This window comes from Halobacillus sp., assembly GCF_049282395.1.
GTDB lineage: Bacteria > Bacillota > Bacilli > Bacillales > Halobacillaceae > Halobacillus.
Map to the genome: position 1 here is coordinate 1 of NZ_JBAPTY010000200.1, position 25411 is coordinate 25411.

Below are 25411 nucleotides of genomic sequence, written 5' to 3' on the forward strand. Positions count from 1 at the left end.
GGGATGTTCGACTAAGACCGCCACGTCCTGTGGCAACGTCGAACGACCCTGCGTCGTGCAGGGCCGGAAAGCGAAATCGTCCCCCTCCGGACCTAACTCTCATAAAAGTCTCGAAGCTGAGTCTTCAAGTATCGGGAGCTTTACCTTAAAATCAAAAGAAATTTAACAAAGCCTATAAATAAGGGATCATCCCCAAGACCCTTACGTAGAGTAAAATTCTCTTGAAACTTTTCCGAAAAATGAACGTAATACCCCTTACAATTGATCCAAGATGAAGGAGACATATATGAATAAAATAAGAATTGGCGTCGGTTTAATCGGAAACCTTATCGTATGTTTTTGGGGCGTTAACCGTTTACTTACAGGTGACCCCGTTTTAAATCATTCTATATTTTCTTACTTGTTTGCGATCGGCGGTTTTATTAGCTTTATTGCTTTAATTATGGAGTTGAGAAAAAAAGAACGTGCAAATAATGAGAATCCTTCAAACAATCCTTAGATCCCTATTGATCTAAGGGTTTTTTCTTCCCAACTAAAATATTGCTGATAAGCATAGACAGGCTAAGAACTGTCATACATATAATCAAAGGAGGAAGAGCTATGAAAGTCTGGAAAATCATTGCCTGCTGTTTGGTTATTTTATTATTGAGCAGTTTTCACTTATTCGGCTTAATGCGTTTATATCCTTTATACATTACCTCCCCGCTTCTCTTTATTTCAATCTATCTGTGCATCTCCTTCATTTATCACAGAAAAACATTTAAAGGATTTCATTAGAAAACCCGCGTGCCAGTAAGGATCACGCGGGTCTTTTATATGCTTACTTTTTAAGCAGTTCTTCCATTTCATTCAGCTTTTCTTCAAATACATCAAGGGCGGACAAAATCGGATCTTTAGAAGTCATGTCCACACCTGCCTGTTTCAGCACTTCAATCGGATAGTCGCTGCTTCCTGCTTTAAGGAAACTCTTATATCGTTCAACTGCTGTGTCGCCTTCAGAAAGGATCTGATCCGCAAGCGCCGTAGCTGCCGCGTAGCCAGTAGCATATTGATAAACATAATACCCCATATAGAAGTGAGGAATACGCGCCCATTCCAGGCCGATATGATCATCAATCACAATATTGTCTCCAAAATATTTCTTATTCAGGTCGTAGTAGATTTCTGTGAGCTTATCCGCTGTCAAAGCTTCACCGTTTTGAGCCTGCATATGAATTTCGTGTTCAAATTCAGCAAACATCGTTTGTCTGAATACCGTGCCGCGGAAACCTTCCAGGAAGTTATTCAATAAATAAAGCTGTTCTTTCTCACTCTTCGTATTCTTCAGCATGTAATCATTCAATAGTGCTTCATTACACGTTGAAGCCACTTCAGCCACGAATATGGAGTAATTCCCGTAACGGTATGGCTGATTCGCGTGCGTGTAATAGCTGTGCAGAGAATGTCCCAATTCATGAGCGAGTGTAAATAAATTATTCACATTATCCTGCCAGTTCATTAAAATATAAGGGTTTGTTCCGTAGTGACCTGAGGAATAAGCCCCGCTTCGCTTCCCTTTGTTCTCCTCAACGTCAATCCAGCGGTTCTCAAAGCCTTCCTTCACTGTATTGACATATTCCTCCCCGAGCGGCTCGAGTCCTTTCAGAACCAGGTCTTTAGCTTCCTCATAAGATACTTTCATTTCCGCGTCCTTAACGAGCGGCGTGTAGATGTCGTACATATGAACTTCATCTAATCCGAGCACTTCTTTTCTAAGTTCGATATAGCGATGAAGTAATGGCAGACGTTCATTAACAGCTTCAATCAAATTATCATAAACCGTTTCCGGAATATTATTGTTGTTTAATTTAGCTTCACGTGCGCGCTCGTAATTTCTGACCTGAGCATTAAAATTATTTTTTTTCACATGGCCGCTCAATGTCGAAGCAAAGGTATTTTTGAAAGAACCAAACGTATCATACATCGCTTCAAACGCCGATTTTCGTACTTCACGGTCATCCGATTTAAGAAAACCGACATAACGGCCGTGAGTAAGATCTACCTCTTCCCCTTCTTCATTCTTGATCGTTGGAAAAGTAAGGTCCGCATTATTTAAAGCTCCGAATGTCTGCGATGGATTGGCTCCTATTTCAGAGAAACCAGCGAGCAGTTTTTCTTCCTTCTCACTTAGAACATGCTCCTTCTGGCGGGTAATCTCATCCAGCGTATGCTCATACAATTTCAGTGGTTCATATTCCTTAATAAACCCTTTAATTTTCCCTTCAGGGAGAGCTAAGATTTCCGGCACAATAAAGCTCATTGCCGAGGCAATCTTTGTATATAAGCTTTCCGCTTTGGCATTCATTTCCTGATAATGGGAGTTTGTTGTATCCTGATCTTTGCGCATATGGGCATAAGTAAAAAGCAGGCCAATTTTATTGGAAATTTTATCTTGAAAATCAAGAAGGTTGTAAAGCTGCTCAGCAGATTCGCCCAGTTTTCCCCGGTATTGATCCAGTTCAGGCAGGAGTTCCTCTGCTTCTTTCAGTTCTTTATACCACTCTTCGTCTGTAGCAAAAATAGCTTCAAGGTCCCATGTTTTTTCTACGGGTACCTCTTCTCTTTTAGGTAATTGTTTAGTTGCAGCCATCATGATCCTCCTTCAGATAGTTCGTCACCCTAACCAATTCTCGATTCAGGTGTGAATCCCTTCTTAAATATTAATTCTTTGCAGTTTTTTTAATGCCGCGACGGTCTTTCGATCGTCTTCGAGAGCATTCCTCATATGTTGAGGAAAAATGACCTGTTTTTTCTTAACCCATCCCTTATTTACGGACTTGTGGATATATCCGAGACCTTCCAGCAGATATGAATATTCTTTCATTAAATCTGGCTGATATCCATTAATCGTGGGAGGAGCAGCCTGTTCAGGGAAAAACACAGGGGCTCCTACTTCTAGTTCTATGAAATGATCAAACAGGAACTTTGTCTGCCACACATAGGATGGCCCCGCTCCAGCAAGCTCTCCCTCAGAGGGCAGGAAGGCGATTGTAGGAAGCAATGAAACGTGAACCCCTCTCCTGTACACATCGTCCCGAAATGCCTGCACTTCTTTACTAACGTGTGGATTATACACGGTCCGTTGCTTATATAATAGTTTTTCCCACATAGGCAGCAAGTCATGCAAAGAGGATGAAGCAGGGATTTGAAACAGCTGAGGAAATTGGATGCTTGAGAGCGAATAAGAGCGCAGATTGGCTAAGGTTTTTCGCTGGCTGACACTTCTCAAGTTGGAAGCAATCGTTAAGCAATGGGTTTTGGAGTTGAAAAAGTAGAGGGAATAATGATGATGAAAGGAATAGAGAAAGTTCCGAAGAAATTCGGTCATGTGGATCGTACCTGGAGACGATCGTTTCAAGAGATGACTTCCCAGAATCCAGAGAGGGAAAATACCATGTTCTTTGTACTGACTCGTCCGCCGCTGAATTTCTTCTTTAGAAATTCTGGCACATTGATATTCAATGGCTATTCGTTTAGAGCCAATGGTTACAAATACATCGGGACGCTGAGCGGGACCACGTAATGGGTATTCTAATTCAGCTTCATAATTCTGATGGGCCAGCCACTCATACAAAGTCCATTTTCCTTGTTCATGCGCTTCACTCTCCCCCTGTTTGGCGACACACTCACTTTTAGGAAAATGCGCAAAGTGCGGTTTCACTTTTGGTCCTGATCGAATTAACAGGCCTTCTTTACAATGAGGACAATAGTAGGCACGAGTTCGTGGCACCTGTAGTTCTTGAGGGGTTAAATGTAATAATGACTGTAGCTTTCCTGAGGAATCCTCGGCGTAAAACAATCCTTCACCTCCTCCTCTACTATTCGACATCCATCCACATTTTTCCTGTATGTACAAAAAAATAAGCACACTTGTAAGGGTGTGCTTGTAAACGTTAATGAGCTGGAAAATATTCTTTGACCCTGGCCAAAGCTTGTTCATCGAATATGGTTTTACCATATTCCTCTAAACGATAAATCGTTACAGGTGACTCATGTCCGAATTCCATTACTTGGCTCAACATATTTTCCTGTTCTTCATCACTCATATTTTCATCAATGAACTGAATATATAAATAATAGTTGTCTTCGAAATGGAAAAGACGCTGATCCATGGAATTCTCAACAGACATGTAGTGGCTGAGTTGAATGACGTCTTCAAACTCATTGAATTTCAATGTGAATGTCAACGGTTCATCCTTGTGATCCTCATCCTCTTTGTCCTGTTCTTCATCCTGATCGTTTTGATCAGATTTACTAAATTTATCGTCAAGCAAAGATTCCAGTTTTTCATCAACCGGTACATCAATAGCATTTTCATCGTCACTAGGGAGCTCGAGTTTTTGACCATCCTGGGAGACTTGTGCTTTTGTTACGATCACTTCTAAACCTTTATCCATGGCTTGAACTTGAATCCACAATGGACCATCAGCCTGGAAGTTTTCTTGATCATTCACTTCATCCATCATTTCCCAGAAAAGTTGCTCGCTTCGTTCCCGGTTATACCAAATTTCTTCTCTGTCGAACCCACGCTGTTCTACATCCTGGTAAGTGACGTAAAACTTAACCGTGTTTTCATTAATACGTTCTATTTCCATGAAATTTCTCTCCCTTCTTAACAAGTATTAAGGGGGAAGGGAATACTCACCCTTTTTTAATGCTTATAAAACCTTACCCGTTAGGTTAAAGCCTCAACCTTCAAAATGTGTAGAATGAAGGATTGATTAATTCTATTGTATGACAGTGTAAGGCAAATGGAAAACAAATTGCTTCAATTCAGCATATAACCATACCCAAAATGAATATCTTTTTTTAAGACCCATCTTTTTGTTTCTGTTGGGTTTCCATTTTAGCTTATTCTGATTGCTTTGTCACTACAAGCGGGAGGATTTATTATGAACTGGGACATGCTTGAACCAATTTTAATCATTGTCAGTATTGATATCATTTTAGGCGGCGACAACGCCATTGTCATTGCCCTTGCCAGCCGGAATCTTCCCAAGCACCAGAGAAATAAGGCCATTTTTCTTGGGACAGGCCTTGCAATCGCAGCTCGTATTTTACTAACAGCTGTTGCTCTTTATCTTCTCCAAATTCCCTACCTTCAATTAGTCGGTGGACTGTTTCTTTTTTACATTGCTATGCAATTATTAACAGATACCGATGACAGCCAGGATATTCAAGCAGGTAATAACTTAATGACTGCCGTTAAAACCATCGTTCTGGCAGATATTGTCATGGGCTTTGACAATGTGCTTGCTATTGCTGGAGCTTCACATAACAATATTGTACTTGTGGTCTTCGGATTATTAATTTCCGTGCCGATTATCATCTGGGGGAGCCGATTTATCCTCCTGCTTATGGACAAGTTTCCCCTTCTCATCTACTTCGGAGCGGGATTACTCGCCTATACAGCAGCCGAAATGATTATTGAGGATCACTCCGTTTCTTACCTCATCATGGACTATCCTGATGTAAAAGTCTGGATGCCTGTCCTTGCTGTAATAGCCGTTACTTTTACAGGTTATTTTGTAAACAAACGAAAAGAAAGGATATAACTAAAACAAAAACTGTGACCCTCGGGACCACAGTTTTGACGTTTATCTAATTAACTAACTTCTGTGCTTCTTTTAATTGGAACGTACGTACACTTCGCGGAAGGAAGCGACGAATCTCATCTTCGTTATATCCTACTTGCAGACGCTTATCATCAATGATGATCGGACGGCGAAGTAAACCAGGGTTTTCCTGAATAAGATCAAATAAATCCTGCATTGGCAGTTGATCGAAATCAACCTTCAACTTTTGGAATACTTTAGAACGTGTAGAGATAATCTCTTCTGTTCCGTCTTCCGTCATTCTAAGGATCTGCTTAATCTCATCTAGAGTAAGAGGTTCGGAAAAGATGTTTCTCTCCGTATAAGGGATATCGTGCTCTTCAAGCCAAGCCTTTGCTTTACGGCATGATGTACAACTTGGTGAGGTATAAAGTGTGACCATACAGAAACTTCACTCCTCAATATTATTATGGTAAAAATTTGAACTGCTTATTAAATTACAATCTTTATAATCTGACCTACTTAAACTATAACACATCTGTCAACTGTTTCATATGTCTATATGAATCGGAACGAACCCTATAACGTCTAATTTCACTTTGAAGTAATATGTACCACTGCAAGCGTTACCTTAAACCACATTCTATATAAAAATAAGAGTTTTTTTCAATTGTGAACATTTATTGAAAAAACCCACCTGTTTATTGGTGGGTAATGAAACCTAAGAATTTTTAGACTTATCCAGTTCGTCTAAAATATCCTCAATTCCACGATTTTCATCCATTTGAAGAACTTCATCTACATGCTGATAGGATTTACCGTAGAAATCTTCATCTCTGTAGGTATGAACTTCCGTATACATACGTTTCATTTGTTCATAAATCTCTTCTTCTGAAGCGTCTTCAGGGGACCAATATAGGATCTCCATCTGATTGACTTCATTCGTAGCGAGGGAACGCCTCGTGTACCCAATTGACTGGGCGTGCTTAAATCCTTCTCTTTGATAGAAGCGAAGACGTTTTTCAGAATCCGTCTCATCATAATCGACGGGCTCTACTTCCAGAATGATTGGTTTGTTTTTGGCTTTCATTTTCTCAATAAGTTTGTGTCCAAGCCCCTGGCCGCGAGCAGCAGTGGAAACGTATACATAATCAATAAAAATGAAAGAATCAAATTCTGCATACATTAATACATGCTTGTCACCTTCATCCTTATAGTAAACGTCACTTTTTTCTTTAAGCAATGCTTCCATATGTTCTTTTGACTTCATTTCCTCTACAGGGAAATATTTGTTCAGCTTTTCATACCAATTCATTGATCTACTCCCTTTTCGTTAATACTTTCATTATACAGAAGTTTGTGATTATTGTTAAATCCGTAGAAGTCCTTCATTTAGTACCTTTCCCTGCTTCCTTTAAAAATAAACGAAGAGTGCCGGTGTCCAGCACTCTTCCCTATTAATTCATAGGAGTATAATCAACATTTGATGTGTAATTATTTGTAGCGTTCCATAAGAGATATTCATGGATCCCGTTTTCTTCAAGAGCTTTAATTTGAGCTTCTACTTCAGACTTGCCGTACTGCTTAGTGGATCCTGAATAAAGCCAGGGAGCTTCAAAATCCTGCAGCCATGGCCGGGAAGTTGGTTTATTCTCCAGTTTACTTAATACTTCATTCTCTACTTTAGCGTACTCATCAATGATACGATAAGGTTCGGTATCCGGTTTGGTTATGCCAAAATATGGCCCCCAGTGACTTGGATAAATCATTGATGATATAACATCTACGTTTTCAGAGATTTTCGAGAAATTCTGGCCAATGTTTGGTGCTTCCGGAATCGTAGCAGAATATCCGAAGATGTCTACAGACACATCGACGTCGTAACGAGATAATTCTTTGTTGGCAAAAGCTACAAAATCGGTTACAGCTTTCACTCGTTTCTGTACTTCTTCCATTTCCAGATCAGCATATTCTCCCTGGTCATATTCCAGAACGCTGTCACGATTTCCGAATCCCTCTGGAAAGCGGACATAATCAAACTGGATTTCCTGAAATCCCAGTTCAGCTGCCCGCTTCGCTATGTCCAGGTTATACTCCCATACTTCTTTTAAAAATGGGTTAACAAAAGCTTCTCCCCGTCCGTTCACCCAAACCTTGCCATTCTTTGTGTAAGACAAGTCCGGTCTTTGTTTAGCCAGCATCGAATCCTTAAACACTACCACACGGGCTATAGGATAAATACCTTTCTCCTCCAGTGTTTTCAGCATTTTCTTGGGATCATCGATAAATGGTTCAGCAATGTCTGCGTACGGCGAGCCTTTTTCCGGTTGAAACGTAATGTTTCCATGGTCTTCTTTAATATCAATTACCATGGCATTTAAGTCTGAGTTCTCTACCAGTTTAGTCAATTCGCTCATTTTCTTTCCGCCCGCTGAAGGACCGGTAACATAGATCCCTCTTACAGCATCAGGATATTCGAACTTGAACCCTGAATTATACATAAAGCGTGCAGCTGGCTGTGAGGTATCCAGCTTCTTCAAACCAAGTTCTTTCTTTGTAAGCAAGAGGCCTTCTTTCTTTTCTTCATCTGCGGCATCAACATTATGTAGTGGTACAACACAAGAAATCAGTAAAAGACTAGCAACGATTAACATCCATTTCCGCTTTTTCCCCATTTGATCCTGCTCCTATTTAAATTTTTTGTCACTATTCATTATATAAGAGGTTAGTTGCTAAGAATAGCCCTAAATTGAAATTTATGTAAGTAAGATTCACCTCTCTCTTTTATCGTCTTTTTTCATAACAATTGAATAAACAATGGTTTTAAAATTAGTCACCTGATTATTATGATGATAAATGTTAAGCCTAAAGATATGGAGGTGAGTGGTCATGACCAACAACCAAACAGGGGTAACAGGTACCGAGGGTGAACAGTTAAGAAAAGGACAACCGAATTCAGGAATGAATCCAGACAATTACAGGACAAACCCCGAAAAAGTAAAACAAGAAATTCAGGAGGATTTAAGTAAAGGCATAGGGGCCATGACATCCAGAGAGGCAGGCTCCATGAAAGATTAATGAACCACCTTGAAGGATAGAATGACACCTTACCAAACTCTTTACAGTTTAGTAAGTTTTAAGGAATTCCTTATTGAATGCTTCCATTTACGATTTTATTTTGTTTCCTCTGATTAACCGAATATGGTCATTAAAAAAAGAGATCTTGTCGTTTGAAAGACAAGATCTCTTTTAAAACACTTATTTCGTTGTGGCATGTTCTTTTTTGTAGAAGTCGAACTCCTTCGTTGTGCAAAGCACCCAGTGGCCTGGACGTACTTCACGGAATTCCGGTTCTTCACTTGTATCGTGATTATTCGGATTATACGTAAAACGTTCACGAGAACGTTCATAGTCAGGGTCTGGCAGCGGAATCGCTGACAATAACGATTGAGTATAAGGATGAATAGGATGGTTATACAGATCATCTGAATCGGCAACTTCCACCAGTTTCCCGAAATACATAACCCCGATTCGATCACTGATATATTTAACCATGGACAGATCGTGGGCGATGAATAAATACGTCAGTCCTTTTTCCTGCTGAAGTTTTTTCAACAAGTTTACAACCTGCGCTTGAATGGATACGTCGAGTGCAGAGATCGGCTCATCCGCAATGATAAAACTTGGATCTACAGCCAGCGCACGGGCAATTCCAATACGCTGACGCTGACCGCCACTAAATTCGTGAGGGTACCGGTTCGCGTGTTCTTTGTTCAAACCAACTGTTTCCAGTAGCTCATGAACTTTTGCTTTGCGCTCTTTATCGTTAGTAGCAAGTCCGTGGATATCCATGCCTTCCGCAATAATATCCTCTACCTTCATACGAGGATTTAAAGAGGCATAAGGGTCCTGGAAAATCATTTGCATTTCACGGTTAAACTTTTTCAGATCTTCACGGTTTTTCTTCCCGTGAACATTTTCACCATTAAAGATAACTTCTCCATCTGTAGCATCATAAAGACGAATGATGGTACGTCCGGTTGTTGATTTTCCACAGCCGGACTCTCCAACAAGACCAAATGTTTCACCTTTAAAGATATCAAAATTTAAGCCATCTACAGCTTTAACCACACTATGGCGGCCGGTCTTGAAATGTTGTTTTAGGTTCTTAATCTCTACCAGCTTCTCTTGACTCATATGCGATCACCTTCCTCATTGCTTGAGGATGATTTAGCCATCCCCTCCATACGTTTCTTAATCGATGCAGGCGGCTCCATGTTTGGAGCATTCTCATGTAACAACCATGTAGCTGCATAATGAGTCTCAGAAACTTTGAACATTGGAGGCTCTTGCTCCAGATCAATCTGCATCGCGTACTCATTACGAGGGGCAAACGCATCTCCTTTTGGAGGATCCAATAGATCAGGAGGCGAACCTGGAATGGCATATAATTCTTCATCGGCACTGTCTAGAGACGGCATAGAGCCAAGTAATCCCCACGTATAAGGATGTTTTGGATTGTAGAAAATATCATCTACTGTTCCAATTTCCACAATCTTCCCGGCATACATAACCGCTACACGGTCCGCCACATTGGCGACCACGCCGAGATCGTGTGTAATAAAGATCGTAGCCGAATCCGTTTTCTTTTGTATATCCTTCATTAGTTCAAGGATTTGAGCCTGAATCGTCACGTCAAGGGCCGTGGTCGGCTCATCAGCAATCAAGAGTTTAGGATTACAAGCAAGTGCTATAGCGACAACGACACGCTGTCTCATTCCTCCCGAAAACTGGTGAGGATATTGTTTTAATCGGCTTTCAGGATCAGGAATACCTACAAGCTCCAATAACTCAACCACACGCTTACGTGCCTGTGCGCGGTCCATTTTCTGGTGCTTGATCAGCCCTTCCATGATCTGGTTTCCTACTTTCATCGTAGGGTTCAAGGATGTCATCGGATCCTGGAAAATCATCGCCATTTCCTTACCACGGATCTTCTGCATCTGCTTTTCACTCATCTTTGTTAAATCTCTGCCTTCAAAAAGGACCTCTCCTTCTTTAATTCGGCCAGGCGGTTTAGGAATCAGCTGCATCAGAGCTTTTGTTGTGACTGATTTACCAGAACCTGACTCACCAACTATAGCCAGAGTTTCTCCTTTTTTCAGATCGAATGTAACCCCACGTACAGCTTTGACTTCACCGCCGTAGGTGTCAAAGGATACATGCATGTTATTTACCTCTAGTAGTTTGTCCATTGTTACACCTACCTCCTATTCACGCATCTTCGGATCAAATGCATCACGAAGACCGTCTGCTAAGACATTAAAGGCAATCATGATTAGTGAGATTACAATTGCCGGGAACAATAAAATATGCGGATAAATTTGTAAAGACTTAAATCCATCATCGATTAATGTACCTAATGAGGCAATTGGAGTAGGCAGTCCTAATCCGATAAAGCTTAAGAAAGCCTCGAAGAATATGGCACTTGGAATCGTAAACATGGTATTAATAACAATTAAGCCTGTAACGTTAGGCACTAAATGCTTTCTCAATATACGGTTGTCCGGAGCACCAAGGGTTCTTGATGCCAATACGAATTCCTGGTTTTTCAACTTCAGGATTTGTCCTCGGACAATCCTGGCCATCGATATCCAGCCGGTTATCGTCAAGGCAATGGTGATCGATATTATTCCTGGTTCAAGAATCAGGATCATGAGAATAACAACAACCAGGTTCGGAATACCCATAAGAATTTCGATAATACGTTGCATGTAGTTATCTACACGGCCTCCGTAATAAGCAGAAATTCCTCCATAAGCTACACCAATGACCATATCAATGGCTGCAGCTAATAACGCAATGTACAAGGAAATACGAGTACCTTTCCATGTACGTGTCCACAAGTCACGGCCAAGTCCGTCTGTACCGAACCAGAATGACTGATCATTCATATCTTTTGCTGCATACACATCATATACTGCTTTAACCTGCGCAGGTTCTCCATTGGAACCGTCACTAACTACGGATGTCTTAATAAATTCTTCATCATTATTAAATCGCATATTCGCATTTGTGGTCGCCTGTTCTACTGTTGAACCTGACATCGTTGCGGATAAGGTTCCATCCATCCCGAGCCAGCCCAGAGCTTCAACTTTTGGTGGCATTTTAGCCCGGCCAAGGTCCTGTTCGAATTCTCCGTATTGGTTCATATAAGGACCAAAAATAGCCATTAGAATTAAGATAATCAGTGTCGCAAGACCAATCATGGCCCCTACGTTTTTACGCAGTCTCATGAAAGAGTCCTGCCAGAAAGAAAGACTCGGTCTGGCTATTTTTTCACCTTCATTTTGCTGTCGTTCTACGGGTACAAATAATTCTTTCGATGGTTTGTGGTTATCCATATGTTACTACTCTCCTTCAGCCAGTCGGATTCTAGGATCAATGACTCCATAAAGGAGATCAATGACAAGGATGATGAAAATGAAAAGGAACGCGATTAGTAACGTGGTACCCATAATAATCGGAAAGTCATTTGTATTAATCGCTTTAACGAACTGTTCACCAATCCCAGGTACGGCAAAAATGTTTTCAATTACAAGTGTTCCCGTCACTAAACCGATCGCTAGTGGTCCCAGTACCGTAACCAATGGAATTAATGCATTTCGCAGACCATGTTTGAAAACAACGCCGAACTTGTTAACACCTTTTGCACGGGCCGTTGTAATATAGTCAGATCCTAATACCTCTAGCATCTCGGTTCTCATAAAACGGGCAGCAATGGCGAGCGGGAAGATCGCAAGGGCGATCGTTGGCATGATCGTGTGCTGCCACGTTCCCCATAAGGCAACCGGGAACCAGCCTAATTTAACACCAACGTAGTATTGCAGAATCCCTGCAAATACGAATGACGGTATGGATTTTCCGAGTACGGCTATGAATGTCGAACCATAATCCAAAAATCCATTATGATAAATCGCTGACACTAATCCGAGCAGCATCCCTAAAATGGTACCAACGATCATGGCTTGAACCCCAATGGTCATCGAAGGTCCGATACGCTCCATGATAATGGTGGTCACTTCCCTGTTGTCAAACTGGAAAGATATACCTAAGTCACCCTGTGTAAGATTGACCATATAATTGAAATATTGTACAGGTACTGGATCATCCAATCCGTACTTTTCTAACACTACCGCTTGTTGCTCTTCTGATAATTTATCTGCAGCACTTAGGGGAGTACCTGGTAAAAATTTCATCAGGAAGAACGTAAAGGTAGCGATCAAGAACATCGTTATAATCATGTATCCAAGTCTTTGAAGTATATAACGTGTCATATGAACACCTCCTGTGAATTTAAAACCTACTATCTTATTTTTTGAATAGACAGAAAGTTGTCTATAATTAGAATACTTTCTTTGCAGGGAAAAAGAGAGCATACGCCAACTGTTTGGACATATACTCTCTCCCTTATTAGCTAGCCTATATATGGTTTAGAATAGTTTTGTCTATTATTTACCTTCAATATAAGCGTACTTGTAGATGTAGTCAGGTCCCATAGGGTTAGTAATGACACCTTTAACATATGGCTTAACTAGTTTAGCAGATGCACGCTGGTAAAGTGGAGCAAGTACAGCGTCTTCTTGAATTAGTTTCTTCTCTGCTTCAAGGAATGTTTCAAAGCGTTTAACTGGCTCTTGAGCAAGCTCGTTGTTCGCTTTTTCAATCATGCCATCATAGTCGTCACTAGCATAACCAGTGTGGTTGTTTCCACCGTCGGTTACCCACATGTTCAAGAAAGTATTCGGGTCGATATAGTCAGGTCCCCATCCAGCATTTTGGATGTCATAATCCATACTCTTGTCGCGGTCAATACGCTCTTTAAATGGAACGGCCTGGACGTTGACTGTCAATCCTTCTAGTTCTTCAAGCTGGTCTTTAAGGTAAGCATCGAGGTTCTTAGCAACATCACTGTCGCCCCCAAGATAGCCGATTTCAGCATTCTCAATACCTAGTTCCTGCTTAGCTTCAGACCAAAGTTTTTGAGCTTCTTCTTTGTTTGTTTCTACAAGATCTCCGTTGATTTCACGGAAGTCTTCTCCGCTTTCAGGGTGCTTAACGAAATCTTCAGGGATATCACCCACAGCAGGGATAGATCCGTTGTTCAGGATTACGTTAACCATATCTTCGCGGTTAATGATCATTTGCATAGCTTTACGAGCTTTAACGTTCCCAAGGATTTCGTTCTCCTGGTTAAACTTCAAGTAGAACAAAGTAGGTTCTTTCTCAACTTGGAAGTCTTCATTAGAACGGTACTGGTCAACGAACTCAGCTGATAGAGCTGTACGGTCGATGTCGCCGCTCTGGTAAAGGTTTACACCAGTAGAAGTTTCTTTAACAACATTTACATTGATTTTATCAAGTTTAACTGCTTCAGCATCCCAGTAATCTTCATTCTTCTCAAGAGTCCAGCCTTCACCGTGGTTCCATTCAGTCATTGTGAAAGGACCATTGGATACTAGAGTGTTAGCTTCAAGAGCGAAGTCTTCGCCTTGCTCTTCAACGAATTTCTGATTCAATGGAAGGAATGTACCAAAAGTAGTTAATGATTCGAAATAAGGAATCGGTTTTTCAAGAGTGATTTCAAGCGTATAATCATCTACTGCTTTAACACCCAGGTCTTCTGGAGGTGTTTCGCCATCAGCGATAGCAGTTGCATTTTTAATAACTCCGCCCATCATGTAAGGACCATATTCAGATCCTGTATCAGGGTTTACAGCGCGCTGCCAAGCGTAAACGAAGTCGTTCGCTGTAACAGGCTCACCGTTTGACCATGTTGCATCTTCACGCAGGTTAAATGTCCAAGTAAGGGCATCTTCACTTACTTCGTGGTCTTTCGCAATTGCTGGTTCTGGTTTTCCACCTTCACCCAGACGATAAAGCCCGTCCATTGTGGAACCAAGGAATTGGAAAGCTACTGCGTCTGTAGCAAGTGCTGGATCCATCGTTGGGATCTCCGCACTATCCGTAATGTTAAGTACTTGTTCGCTATCTCCTGAAGATTGTTCTTCAGTATTCTCTGAATCCCCACCGTTGTCAGAAGAACCTGAATCTCCACCGGATTCATTTCCTCCTGAACATGCAGCCAGGAACATGCTTAGTACTAATGCTAGTACCAGCAATAACCAATTTGTCTTTTTCATGTAGAAAAGACCTCCCCTAATTTTTCTAAAAGTATCGTGGCGCTTTGTCCACAATACGAATTATACAAGTTTTCTAACTATTTTGCATTACCTTTTTTTCCGAAAAATAGTATGAAGCCCACCATTATTACTTTTCTGTAACATAAAATGTGACTTATTACCTAGTTTGTTTTACAACATTTACGTGTCGAATTTCATTAATTATAAGCTATTTTGTATAAAGAAGGGTAGTCTTGAAAAGCTGAATCCGCATTTAATGCGGTTATACGTTAAAGTAAGTGAATATACCATTCAATATTCCTTCAACCGTGAATTTTCTGTTATTAATTCCATTTACAATTCCTTCATAGATGAAGACGTGATATAATATGTACGAGTTTTAAGGAAAGGTGTGACATTCGGTGAATGTGTTAAGAAATAAATGGATGGGGCTCGCAGGAAATCTTCTGCTTGTCAGCCTGCTTTTCGCCATTTTGGCGCCTGTCTATGATTTATTCCATTTTATTAATCAGCTTTTCTATATTGCTTATTTCTATTTGTTTGTCGGAATACTTCTGTGGGTGATCCGCGGGGGATTCTTCGATGCCATTACGTATAGTATGAGAAGATTTTATAACCGCGTTTCTAAACAACAGGATTATCTTGACGATTGGAAGCAGAAACCTCTGCCTTCCCAGACCATTGAAAGTACGTGGCTGAAGTTCTTTCTATTTCATGGCGGCATGTTAACAGCAGGTTTACTGGCTTTACTGGCTCTTTACTATAATCTGTAGAAGTTTGCACGCTAATCATTTATCGGCTATAATATAAATCTTACAATATAAAACTAAAGGCTATGAATAAGGAATAGTACTCGACACTGTAATCTTTTCAGAGAGACTGTGGATGCTGAGAACAGTCAGGATCAGTGGGAGGAAATGGGCCTTAGGAGCTTCTATCGACGCACGATCGGCGTTAACGATCATAAAGTTGACTTTTACGTTTAAAAGTAATCAGGGTGGCACCGCGGATCATTCGTCCCTTCCATATGGAAGAGATGAATGATCTTTTTTTATAGCCTAAAACTAATAATGAGGTGAAAGTAATGAAAACCATTTTTTCAGGGATTCAGCCAAGTGGTACGTTAACACTGGGGAACTATTTAGGAGCAATGAAGCACTTCGTAGACTTGCAGCATGACCAGAAATGCTATTTCTGCATTGTGGATGAGCATGCCATTACGGTACCACAGGATCGTTTAAAGCTCAGGGATAACATCCGTTCTCTTGCGGCTTTGTATTTAGCCTCCGGTATCGATACTGAGAAATCTACATTATTCATTCAGTCTGAGGTGCCTGCGCATACGCAGCTTGGATGGATGCTGCAATGTGTAAGTTATATAGGAGAACTCGAGAGGATGACTCAATTTAAAGACAAATCCGCTTCTGGAGGCAAGGAAGGCGTTACCTCAGGACTGCTGACGTACCCTCCCCTCATGGCTTCAGATATTCTTCTCTATCAAACAGATATCGTACCTGTGGGCGAAGATCAGAAGCAGCACCTTGAACTGACAAGGAATCTGGCGCAGCGTTTTAATAATAAATATAATGATATCTTTACAGTGCCTGAAGTCCGCATTCCAAAAACAGGGGCGAGAATTATGTCTCTGCAGGAGCCGACTAAAAAAATGAGCAAGTCGGACGAAAACCAGAAAGGCTATATTTCGATGCTCGATGATGAGAAAAAAATCATGAAAAAGGTAAAAAGTGCCGTTACGGATTCAGAAGGCATTGTGAAGTTCGATAAGGAACATAAACCCGGTGTCTCCAATCTGCTGACGATTTACTCAATCTGCTCCGGCATCGGCATTGAAGAGCTTGAAGCTAAATATGAAGGAAAAGGATACGGAGTCTTCAAGGAGGACGTGGGAGCCGCAGTCGTCGAGACGCTGAAACCGATCCAGGATCGTTATTACGAACTGATCGAATCTGAAGAACTGGATGATATTTTAGATAAAGGAGCTGAAGACGCTTCTTTTGTAGCCAATAAGATGCTGCGCAAAGCGAAAAAAGCCATGGGACTCGGCCGCGTGAGAAAGAAAAAATAATTAAAGTTCCAGAATAAAAGCCAGAATTGAGTGGTACCACTCAATTCTGGCTGTTTATTTTGTGGGAGACGTGCTGATTTTCTCCTTGCCAAATCGTTTCAAAGAAGGGCTGCCCTTTAACAAGTTTCTCACACAGCTCTTCATGTAAAGAAGTCCATCCCTTGCAGGTGCCTTCATATAAGAGGTCCCATGCCTCCTCATTCGTCAGTTGCTTCAAGTATGGATATTGGTCAGGATCCCATTCAGTAAGCCAATATCTAATTTCTTCTGGATGATCGGAATTTTTTAATTGGTCGAGGGCCATCATAAGCAATTGTTTTAACTGCCTCTCTCTGCGAGTCAGGCCCGCCATTTTAGCAGGTTCCAGAGAAAGAATATGGTGTTCTTTTAATACACTTTCTTCTATTGAATAGGAAGCAGGCTTTTTACCCTGAACCATCTCGAATACGAGACGCTCCTGTCTTGGAATTAATCGGCTTTTCTTAACAGGCAGGGTGTATCCAAGGGTGTCAAATACGATGACATCTTCTCCGTTTGTTACGACAGCAGCATATTCTACGGTTTGTCTCTCCTGATTCTTTTTCATGTACGTCTTTCTATGGACGTCCTGCAGCAAGGGCAGCGGAAGATCCTGCAAATCATTTTCAATAAAGGTAAAAAGTTCATTCGTTACAAGCAGGAGTGGAATTTGATCTACTAGTTCAATTCCGTCTTCCTTCCTCCACTCATGGAATCGACAGACATTGTATCCATTCTCTTCACCTTCAAACCAATTTACCCATAAGTCATGCATATATAGCATATCGGCCCCTCACTTTCATTCAGTGATCTCTTTAGGTTACATTATGACCAATAATGGCTATTTTATTCTTTAGATCCATTATTTACTAAACTAATCTCTCATAAATATAATGGCTGTCGTAATGAACAAAATCCCTAAGGGAAACAAGTAACATTCAAACCTGGACTGAATCAAAATGAGAAATTCCCACCAGCTGAGACCTGCTGGAATGAGGTTCAAATACGTAATCGTCACGGTTCCTCCAGCTACAGCAAAACCGAACCCCGTCAAAAATACGATCCACCACAACATGTGACAACCTCCCGGCCTGTCCTCCTGTTCTATAATATGAAGGTTCTCCCTCGGACATGCCCTTGTTTCGTACTTCCTTCTTCCTCTTTACTTCTTTGCCAATTAAAGGTAAATTAAGGGAGGATTGGAACCGTAATCAGGAAGGGTTGATGATCGCTTGAGTACCACTCGTTCAAATTACTCTATCGATAAAAAAAGAAGAAGATTAAAAGTGATGCTTGCTGTTTTATCTCTGTGCTTTCTTTTTACCGCCGGCTTTACCGCCTATGAATATTTAGCAGGCAAGCAGCAGGCTTTAAGCCAGCAAAATCACGCTCCCATTAAACCTGAGATAAACATAGAAGATGGTCAGAAAGAGGCCGCTTTTCCTTTTCAAGGACAGCCGGACCCCGAAGGTGCAATATCGCTCCTCCTTTTAGGGACGGACCAGAGAAATACAGAAACTGCGCGAACAGATACAATTATGATTCTTCGCTACCACCCGGAAAAGCAGAGCTTGAAGCTCGCTTCCATCATGCGGGATACATATGTAGAGATCCCCGGACACGGATCAAACAAAATAAATGCGGCTTATGCCTTGGGAGGCGCGGAACTGTTAAGAAAGACCATAGCTCAAAATTTCGATATTCCATTGGAGCATTATGCAAAGGTGGATTTCAGCGGCTTCAGTCATATCGCTGATACGATTGCCCCCGGGGGACTGGAAGTTACGATAGAGAAGGATTTGAACTATCAATCAGAAGGTGGAGACACCGTTATTGACCTTCATGAAGGTGTGCAGCAGCTGGACGGAGAGGAACTTCTCGCTTATTCACGTTTCAGAAGTGACAGCGAGGGTGACTTCGGCCGTGTAGAACGACAGCAGAAAGTTCTTGCCTTATTGAAAGAACAGCTTCTTTCGATTGAAAGTCTTTGGAAAGTACCCCGGCTGCTTGGGTCTATACAACCTTACGTAGATACAGATGCAGGAAGCGGTATGTATATGGAAGCGGCCAAGGATTACTTCCTTCATCCCCCCGAGAAGCTTGAAACGATCCGTATTCCAACCAATGACAATGTATGGAATGAACGGAAGCCTTACCCAACAGGTCTCGTTCTGAATCACGACCATAATAAAACCCGTAAGGACTTAAAGAAGTTCTTATATGATCAAGGAGAATAGTTACAAAAAAGTCCCCGATGCCAAACGCGGCATCGGGGACTTCCTCTATTTTAATCATTGTATTTCTGGAAAATTAACGTAGCGTTGTGACCGCCAAAGCCTAGAGAGTTACTCATAACAGCATTAATCTCCTGCTTTCTGGCTTCATTCGGCACATAATCCAAATCACACTCCGGATCAGGAGTTTCATAATTAATGGTAGGAGGCAGAATCCCTTCATTGATCGCTTTTAATGAAATAACAGATTCTACAGCCCCTGCAGCACCCAGCAAGTGTCCGGTCATGGATTTCGTAGACGAGATCGAAAGTTTATTCGCATGATCCTTAAACACGGTTTTGGCTGCGAATGTTTCAAATTTATCGTTCAATTCTGTAGATGTGCCGTGGGCATTCAAATAATCGATCGCTTCCGGCTCAACCCCTGCATCCTGCAGAGCCTGTTTCATCGCTCGGGAAGCTCCGTCCCCTTCTGGAGCTGGTGATGTAATATGATAGGCGTCACCTGTTGAGCCATATCCTGTTAGTTCACCGTAAATTTTAGCTCCGCGCTGCTTCGCGGATTCCAGGGATTCAAGAATCAGAATACCGGCACCTTCGCCCATAACAAAGCCATCACGATTTTTATCAAATGGACGGCTTGCTGTATTCGGATCTTCGTTAAGAGAAAGCGCACGTGCAGACGCAAAGCCGGCAAAGGACATTTTGTTCATCGGCGCTTCGGTTCCGCCTGCAATCATGACGTCAGCGTCACCTCTTTGAATAACTTTGAAAGCATCACCAATTGAGTTCGCTCCGGAAGAGCAGGCGGTTACGGTACAAGAATTAATCCCTTTGGCGCCAAGCGAAATGGAAACCTGTCCGGCTGCCATATCCGGGATCATCATCGGGATGAAGAAAGGACTCACGCGGCGGTAGCCTTTTTTCTGGAAGGTTTCGAATTGGGATTCGTACGTTCCCATTCCGCCGATTCCTGAGCCAATCCATACGCCGGTACGATTCGCAATTTCATCTGTAATCTTCAAATTTGCATCCTCTACGGCCATATGAGAAGCAACCATGGCATATTGAACAAATGGATCCATACGGCGAGCATCTTTACGGTCAATATAGCTGGAAGGATCAAAGTCTTTTAATTCAGCAGCGACGCTGACCGGATAATCATCTTTGTTCACTTTCGTTATTTCGCCGACACCAGATCGGCCGCTTTTAATACTGCTCCACATTTCTTCTACTGAATTACCTACAGGAGTGACTGCTCCCATACCGGTAATGACGACACGTCGTTTATCCATAAATGTATTCCTCCTCGGTTACTTACCCCATCGGAGAGCTACGGCGCCCCAGGTGAGTCCGCCACCAAATCCGACAAGTACTACTAAATCGTTATCTTTTATTTTACCTGCTTTTACTTCTTCTGACAAAGCCATCGGGATCGATGCGGAAGATGTATTTCCGTATCGTTTCACAGAAGTAGCCATCTTATCCTCTGAAATACCCAGGCGTTCGCGTGCAGCTTCCATAATTCTTATATTAGCCTGATGCGGGATTAAATAATCTACATCTTCTTCTTTCAAGCCAATTTTCTTGACCACGTTCACAGAAGATTCAGGCATTTGTCTTACGGCAAATTTAAACACTTCTCTACCGTTCATGAACAAGGTTTCATTCTGGTACAAGTGTCGTCCACCGCTTCCATCAGATCCAAGTTCAAAGGACATAATCCCTCTATCGTCGCTGACTGGACCGATCACTGCTGCGCCTGCTCCGTCTCCGAATAGTACGCATGTGTTTCGATCTTCCCAGTTCGTAATCTTGGATAATTTCTCAACACCGACAACCAGGACATTTTTATAACCGCCGCTTTCAATGAATTGCTTAGCTGTAATGACACCATACATAAAGCCTGCGCAGGCTGCGCTTAAATCCATTGCCGCTACTTTTCTAGCCCCAAGCTGTTCTTGCAGCATGGTTGCAACCGATGGAAACGGCTGATCAGGAGTAACGGTAGCAACTAAAATCATATCCAATTCCTCAGCATCCATGTTGGCATCCTCAAGGGCGCTTCTAGCAGCATTTACCGCCATATGGGAAGTGTCTTCCCCATCTGCCGCGATACGGCGTTCTTCTATTCCAGTGCGGGACCGGATCCATTCATCACTTGTATCCACCATTTTCTCTAAATCTTGGTTGGTAAGGACTTTTTCTGGAGCGTAGTGACCTACACCCAATATACCTGCGTTCATATATTCATCCCCTTAAAGGTAAAGTCTAATTTCTTATATCAATTCTTATGACTTGGTACTAATTTTAATTCATCTCTTTGGTTTCTGCAAGTAGAAGCTTTTCCATTAATAGGGCCGCCCACAAATAGAAAACGTCGCTTACATACAGTACGTATAAGGGGGTGAATGTCATGTCGAAAAAACCTCAATCTCCATTCGACCATTTCTGGCAAGGTCCCAATAATCGTAAACAAGCCGAAGAACCAGAAGAAGAAAAAAAAGAAGAAGAACAGCCATCGACCGACTGGGAAACAATGTGGGAAGAAGTTAACAAAACATGGAAATCGATCTATCCGATGATTAAACCTATGGTAAATAAATTCAAAAAGTAGCGGTATTGCTTTATTTTTTTCTTACCATCCAGCCGATGGCTGAATTAAAAAACTCTGAAGCCTCATCTGGCTTCAGAGTTTTGGTGATTGGGCAAATATCCTGTTTCAATATACCGATTTACAGCACGGTCAATTTCCCGTTGAAACCCCTTCGGCATATCTGGGCTGTAAGGTCCCATTTCAATGGCCCCTTCTTCAAAATCAAACATTAGCGGACGTCCGGGCAGGTTATCGTTTAAAAACTTCTCCATAGCAATTTTATAAACGGTATCTACTTTTTGTATCGTACTGGTGAGTACAGCCTTCCCGCCAACATCTGATTGATCGTTCACGTAACCGACCGCATAGTGATCATCCTGCTTAATCTGTTTGATGACTGCCTGGTTAAATACATCCCCGGCAGGATAAAACACATCAGCTCCCTGCTTCTCTAACCGTTCATACTGGCTGAGGGCCTTATCTGTATCTTCCCAGCTGTTTGTAAAAGTGATCTCGACTTCGGCCTGCGGGTTCTGAAAATTCACACCTTCATAGAATCCTTCTACTTCAGGCTGCCATTCAAAAGCCGCAATAATTCCAACCTTATCGCTTTCCGTCATCTGCCCTGCTGCCATGCCACCAAAAAAGCCCATGGCCTGAGCACTGAAATTCAGACTTGTAACATTGTCCGCCGTAAAAGCCCCATTAAAATAAATAAATTGGATATCAGGATACTGCTTATGCAATTGTTGAAAATAATTCCCATATACATGACTATGACCAAAAATGACCGTAGCCCCTTGATTTGCCAGTTCTTCTACCGCTTGAACCGTTTTTGTATAACTATTAATACCTTCTTTATAAGAAACATCGACACCGTACTCTTTCTCTATCGCTTTCAAACCCTCGTACCCTTGCTCTCCCCAGGCTTGATCATCAATGGTAGTCTCTACCAGCATTCCTGCATGATCGGCTTTTCCAGCAATATGATTACATCCGATGAGCAGTAATAAAAGTACACATCCTGTATATACCCACTTCACAATAAGCACTCCTAGTAAAAACTACTTATATCTTCTCTTATTCTACATGGGTGGGCTCTATAAAGTAAATGTGTATATTTGAAACTTTCATTACAAATAAAGTTTTCTCATCGTCTGGTAAGCTTTCCATACACTCTCTACACGCTTGTTCTGATCCTCCGGACTGCACAAATCTTCAAAAGGCTTAGGTTGTCTTTCTTCCTTCAACGATAGGACATAAGGAATAAATTCGTTTAAAAAATCACTGATATAGACAGCTTTAGAGGCCCTGACCCATTCTAATAGCTCTTCTTCCTGTTCAATACCCTTTCGACTGACATCCATCCACTCTCCATATAGATGTGGTAACTCGACTTGTACAAATATCCGATCCTCATGTTTTCTCTCTACGATTAAATATTGGTCTGCATATTCGATAAATAGTTCATCATCTGTTGGCTGGGTGTGCCTTTCTTTGTCCTCCTTTGAATAAAAATGCTGAAAGTTACTATTTCTTCCTACGTACATATATAAATGTTCACTTAGAGACGCGTCCATGCGGTCAATTCCAATCACTTGCCTGCCTTCTTGTAAAAAACCGGTGCTCATATGATAGCCAATCCAATGAAAACATGGGTGTACAGTTATAAGCATTGATCGTCCCCTCCTTCATCATTTCAGTTTATTCACTACTAATTTGAATCATGAACGGCAGCGAATACTTATTTCTTTTTTTAGGAAGTTCTGATAGTATTAAAATAGAATGTGTATGATTGAGGTGAGTTTAAATGAAGTTTGTATGGACGTTGATTTGGGCCCTTCTGCTGAGCTTAATGACGGCCTATGTAGTCAGTAATATGGCTGGAGGAAGTTTTCATATCTCACAAGTGATCATTATGACGCTTATTTTTACAGGTGCTGTAGTTGTGCTTGGTGAGGGACTCATTGAAGACGAAGGTTAAAGATAGGTCATCATTGAACGTTGCTGTCTAATGATAGCAGCGTTTTTTCATGTACATAAACCGGATCCAAATGAATAACTTGGCTTATTGCACATAGAAATCAAGTAACCGTATAGTAGAGAAGTGCTTTTTATAGGCTGGATATGTAAAATAAGGTGCGTATTGTGTAGAGCTCTGTTTCATTGCTTGCGCAAGAAGGGCTTGAAAAGACTTTTCAGAATCGAGTTTCTTCACTAAACGGCACTCTATTGAAAGAACTCTCTTATTACGCTCCACAAGGCGTTACACAGCTTTTTTTATAAGGAAAGGGATCAAGGAGGAAGAATAATGGAAGAAATTTTGATATTGATTAAATATTTATTTTTGGGGATATTTCAAGGATTCACAGAACCGATTCCAATCTCGTCCAGTGGACATCTAGTGCTTGTCCAAAACATCCTGGATATGGATTTTGAAGGATTAAATTTTGAGGTGCTTGTTAATTTTGGCTCCTTAATCGCCGTTTTTATCATCTATTGGCATGACTTAGTCCGATTAGTCAAAAACGGAATCGGCTACATGGTTACCAAAGATGAACGACAAAAAGATGATTTTGATTTTATCATTTATCTCATTATCGGAACGATTCCAGCGGGTGTCTTAGGGATATTACTGGGAGATGCCATTGAAGGTTTATCTACCCCGGAAACGGTCGGAATTACGTTGATTATTACCGGTGTTGCTTTATGGCTGATCAGAAATATGCGCGGCCGAAAAGGTGACGGACAACTGAACTGGAAAGATGCTGTCATTGTAGGATTTGCTCAGGCCATTGCTTTAATTCCAGGTATCAGCCGCTCAGGTGCAACCATTGTCGCTGCTATGTACCTCGGGATGAAACAGGAAACCGCGCTGCGATTTTCTTTCCTTCTATACATACCCGTAAGCTTAGGTACCATGCTATTATCAGCGGAAGAAGTCATCGCAGATGCCTCTCAAAATAATTTATGGATAGGCTACATTGCAGCTTTTCTAGCTTCTATTGTCGCTTCCTATCTTTCTTTAAAATGGTTTATGAATATCATGGCTCGTGGAAACCTGAAATACTTCGCCTTCTATTGCTTTATCGTCGGCGGCATTACCTTACTCATCATCTGGTTCTAAAAAAGTTTCATTAAACATCTTTGCCGACTTAACAGAAAATCTCACGATACTGGAAGACTCAGTTTCGAGATAAACAGGGTCCGTTACTCTATGTGGAAGAGGGCTGGTGGGGAAATAGCTCGCTTTCCTATGGGGGAACGGTGAGCTTCCTCACTCGTTTCACTCCCTGCGGGATCTCACCTAGTCCCTTCTCCCATTGGAGTCTCGCCATTTCCCCACCAGCCCAGCCGAGTAAGAATAACGGAAGCTTTTATAAGAGAGGATACTCTCCTTCTTAATCGGTCCTAAATGCTTTTATGACAGGCTGTTTCACATCGTTATAGCATGAAAATAGCCTCATGATCACATGCTTTTTTCTCATGAACCCCTCGATGTCTTAAATGGTTTCGAGTTTCTGATTTGTCCAAGTCCGAAGGGGGACGATGCAGACTCCTAGGTTAAAAGCGGAAGCACCTTGGTCAGCGGCGTATGGACTGGACGTTCAAATGTGGAGGTGCCTTGTCCAGCCTCGACAAGCTTAAGAACGACCATGAAAGGAAGCGCCCTTCTTCCT

27 protein-coding genes and 1 other annotated feature are annotated in these 25411 nt (G+C 41.6%); of the genes, 10 read left to right on the plus strand and 17 right to left on the minus strand.

Features of this window, described 5'->3' with window-relative positions:
- Positions 1–286 precede the first annotated feature (286 nt).
- Positions 287–499, plus strand: a complete 213-nt coding sequence (locus WAM07_RS09030; RefSeq protein WP_422166182.1) for a hypothetical protein — start codon at positions 287–289, stop codon at positions 497–499.
- Between the two features lie 101 nt (positions 500–600).
- Positions 601–777 (plus strand): hypothetical protein, encoded by a 177-nt coding sequence (locus tag WAM07_RS09035; protein ID WP_422166184.1) that lies wholly within the window; start codon positions 601–603, stop codon positions 775–777.
- 43 nt (positions 778–820) lie between these two features.
- Here WAM07_RS09035 and pepF read toward each other — a convergent pair whose 3' ends face one another.
- The 3 genes from pepF to mecA all read right to left on the minus strand — a co-directional run bounded on the left by pepF (position 821) and on the right by mecA (position 4634).
- On the minus strand, positions 821–2629 hold the full coding sequence (gene pepF, locus WAM07_RS09040) for an oligoendopeptidase F (RefSeq protein ID WP_422166185.1): 1809 nt from the start codon (positions 2627–2629) through the stop codon (positions 821–823).
- 63 nt (positions 2630–2692) lie between these two features.
- On the minus strand, positions 2693–3838 hold the full coding sequence (locus tag WAM07_RS09045) for a competence protein CoiA (protein ID WP_422166187.1): 1146 nt from the start codon (positions 3836–3838) through the stop codon (positions 2693–2695).
- 94 nt (positions 3839–3932) lie between these two features.
- Positions 3933–4634, minus strand: coding sequence for an adaptor protein MecA (gene mecA / locus WAM07_RS09050; RefSeq protein ID WP_422166190.1), 702 nt, complete (start codon positions 4632–4634; stop codon positions 3933–3935).
- A 297-nt stretch (positions 4635–4931) separates the two neighbouring features.
- On the opposite strand from mecA, the gene WAM07_RS09055 reads away from it, so the two are divergent.
- On the plus strand, positions 4932–5594 hold the full coding sequence (locus WAM07_RS09055) for a TerC family protein (protein WP_422166191.1): 663 nt from the start codon (positions 4932–4934) through the stop codon (positions 5592–5594).
- A gap of 46 nt (positions 5595–5640) precedes the next feature.
- Here the strand turns inward: WAM07_RS09055 and spxA are convergent, their stop codons facing one another.
- From spxA to WAM07_RS09070, 3 genes are all read right to left on the minus strand, one after another.
- Entirely contained in the window at positions 5641–6036 is a 396-nt protein-coding gene (spxA, locus tag WAM07_RS09060; protein ID WP_014642562.1) for a transcriptional regulator SpxA, read from the minus strand.
- A gap of 279 nt (positions 6037–6315) precedes the next feature.
- Positions 6316–6909, minus strand: coding sequence for a GNAT family N-acetyltransferase (locus tag WAM07_RS09065; RefSeq protein WP_422166192.1), 594 nt, complete (start codon positions 6907–6909; stop codon positions 6316–6318).
- A 142-nt stretch (positions 6910–7051) separates the two neighbouring features.
- On the minus strand, positions 7052–8269 hold the full coding sequence (locus tag WAM07_RS09070; RefSeq protein WP_422166194.1) for a putative glycoside hydrolase: 1218 nt from the start codon (positions 8267–8269) through the stop codon (positions 7052–7054).
- 214 nt (positions 8270–8483) lie between these two features.
- Between WAM07_RS09070 and WAM07_RS09075 the strand changes: the two genes are divergently transcribed.
- Positions 8484–8672 carry a hypothetical protein gene (locus WAM07_RS09075; RefSeq protein ID WP_422166196.1) on the plus strand — a complete coding sequence of 63 codons (189 nt, stop codon included), beginning with the start codon at positions 8484–8486 and terminating at the stop codon, positions 8670–8672.
- A 180-nt stretch (positions 8673–8852) separates the two neighbouring features.
- Here WAM07_RS09075 and WAM07_RS09080 read toward each other — a convergent pair whose 3' ends face one another.
- The 5 genes from WAM07_RS09080 to WAM07_RS09100 all read right to left on the minus strand — a co-directional run bounded on the left by WAM07_RS09080 (position 8853) and on the right by WAM07_RS09100 (position 14797).
- Complete coding sequence (locus tag WAM07_RS09080) at positions 8853–9791, minus strand: ABC transporter ATP-binding protein (protein WP_422166198.1); 939 nt, start codon at positions 9789–9791, stop codon at positions 8853–8855.
- Positions 9788–10849, minus strand: a complete 1062-nt coding sequence (locus tag WAM07_RS09085) for an ABC transporter ATP-binding protein (RefSeq protein ID WP_422166200.1) — start codon at positions 10847–10849, stop codon at positions 9788–9790. The genes WAM07_RS09080 and WAM07_RS09085 overlap by 4 nt, the downstream gene beginning before the upstream one ends.
- Before the next feature lie 15 nt (positions 10850–10864).
- Complete coding sequence (gene opp3C / locus WAM07_RS09090) at positions 10865–11998, minus strand: oligopeptide ABC transporter permease (RefSeq protein ID WP_422166202.1); 1134 nt, start codon at positions 11996–11998, stop codon at positions 10865–10867.
- 6 nt (positions 11999–12004) lie between these two features.
- The gene (gene opp3b, locus WAM07_RS09095; protein WP_422166204.1) at positions 12005–12931 is read right to left on the minus strand and encodes an oligopeptide ABC transporter permease; all 927 of its coding nucleotides are present in this window, start codon (positions 12929–12931) and stop codon (positions 12005–12007) included.
- 174 nt (positions 12932–13105) lie between these two features.
- Entirely contained in the window at positions 13106–14797 is a 1692-nt protein-coding gene (locus tag WAM07_RS09100) for a peptide ABC transporter substrate-binding protein (RefSeq protein ID WP_422166205.1), read from the minus strand.
- Between the two features lie 401 nt (positions 14798–15198).
- On the opposite strand from WAM07_RS09100, the gene WAM07_RS09105 reads away from it, so the two are divergent.
- Together WAM07_RS09105 and trpS are read left to right on the plus strand one after the other, a co-directional pair.
- A complete protein-coding gene (locus tag WAM07_RS09105) occupies positions 15199–15570 on the plus strand; it encodes a DUF3899 domain-containing protein (RefSeq protein ID WP_422166207.1) in 372 nt (123 codons plus the stop codon).
- 53 nt (positions 15571–15623) lie between these two features.
- Positions 15624–15822 (plus strand) — a binding site (T-box leader).
- Between the two features lie 59 nt (positions 15823–15881).
- Positions 15882–16883: a tryptophan--tRNA ligase gene (trpS, locus tag WAM07_RS09110; RefSeq protein WP_422166209.1), complete on the plus strand. Its 1002-nt coding sequence runs from the start codon at positions 15882–15884 to the stop codon at positions 16881–16883.
- A 40-nt stretch (positions 16884–16923) separates the two neighbouring features.
- Here the strand turns inward: trpS and WAM07_RS09115 are convergent, their stop codons facing one another.
- Both WAM07_RS09115 and WAM07_RS09120 read right to left on the minus strand, forming a co-directional pair.
- Positions 16924–17685, minus strand: coding sequence for a DUF3603 family protein (locus tag WAM07_RS09115; protein ID WP_422166211.1), 762 nt, complete (start codon positions 17683–17685; stop codon positions 16924–16926).
- A gap of 90 nt (positions 17686–17775) precedes the next feature.
- Positions 17776–17976 carry a hypothetical protein gene (locus WAM07_RS09120; protein WP_422166213.1) on the minus strand — a complete coding sequence of 67 codons (201 nt, stop codon included), beginning with the start codon at positions 17974–17976 and terminating at the stop codon, positions 17776–17778.
- A 157-nt stretch (positions 17977–18133) separates the two neighbouring features.
- Between WAM07_RS09120 and WAM07_RS09125 the strand changes: the two genes are divergently transcribed.
- Positions 18134–19138: an LCP family protein gene (locus WAM07_RS09125; RefSeq protein ID WP_422166215.1), complete on the plus strand. Its 1005-nt coding sequence runs from the start codon at positions 18134–18136 to the stop codon at positions 19136–19138.
- Positions 19139–19188: 50 nt separating this feature from the next.
- On the opposite strand, the gene fabF is transcribed toward WAM07_RS09125, so the two are convergent.
- Both fabF and WAM07_RS09135 read right to left on the minus strand, forming a co-directional pair.
- Positions 19189–20430, minus strand: coding sequence for a beta-ketoacyl-ACP synthase II (gene fabF, locus WAM07_RS09130; RefSeq protein ID WP_422166217.1), 1242 nt, complete (start codon positions 20428–20430; stop codon positions 19189–19191).
- Between the two features lie 18 nt (positions 20431–20448).
- Positions 20449–21381, minus strand: coding sequence for a beta-ketoacyl-ACP synthase III (locus WAM07_RS09135; protein WP_422166219.1), 933 nt, complete (start codon positions 21379–21381; stop codon positions 20449–20451).
- Positions 21382–21551: 170 nt separating this feature from the next.
- Between WAM07_RS09135 and WAM07_RS09140 the strand changes: the two genes are divergently transcribed.
- Positions 21552–21752 (plus strand): hypothetical protein, encoded by a 201-nt coding sequence (locus tag WAM07_RS09140; protein ID WP_422166220.1) that lies wholly within the window; start codon positions 21552–21554, stop codon positions 21750–21752.
- Between the two features lie 62 nt (positions 21753–21814).
- On the opposite strand, the gene WAM07_RS09145 is transcribed toward WAM07_RS09140, so the two are convergent.
- Both WAM07_RS09145 and WAM07_RS09150 read right to left on the minus strand, forming a co-directional pair.
- A complete protein-coding gene (locus WAM07_RS09145) occupies positions 21815–22774 on the minus strand; it encodes a BMP family ABC transporter substrate-binding protein (RefSeq protein WP_422166221.1) in 960 nt (319 codons plus the stop codon).
- Positions 22775–22864: 90 nt separating this feature from the next.
- Complete coding sequence (locus WAM07_RS09150; protein ID WP_422166223.1) at positions 22865–23407, minus strand: hypothetical protein; 543 nt, start codon at positions 23405–23407, stop codon at positions 22865–22867.
- 134 nt (positions 23408–23541) lie between these two features.
- On the opposite strand from WAM07_RS09150, the gene WAM07_RS09155 reads away from it, so the two are divergent.
- Together WAM07_RS09155 and WAM07_RS09160 are read left to right on the plus strand one after the other, a co-directional pair.
- Positions 23542–23715: a YjzD family protein gene (locus WAM07_RS09155; RefSeq protein WP_422166225.1), complete on the plus strand. Its 174-nt coding sequence runs from the start codon at positions 23542–23544 to the stop codon at positions 23713–23715.
- Between the two features lie 327 nt (positions 23716–24042).
- Positions 24043–24858, plus strand: coding sequence for an undecaprenyl-diphosphate phosphatase (locus WAM07_RS09160; protein WP_422166226.1), 816 nt, complete (start codon positions 24043–24045; stop codon positions 24856–24858).
- Positions 24859–25411 lie beyond the last annotated feature (553 nt).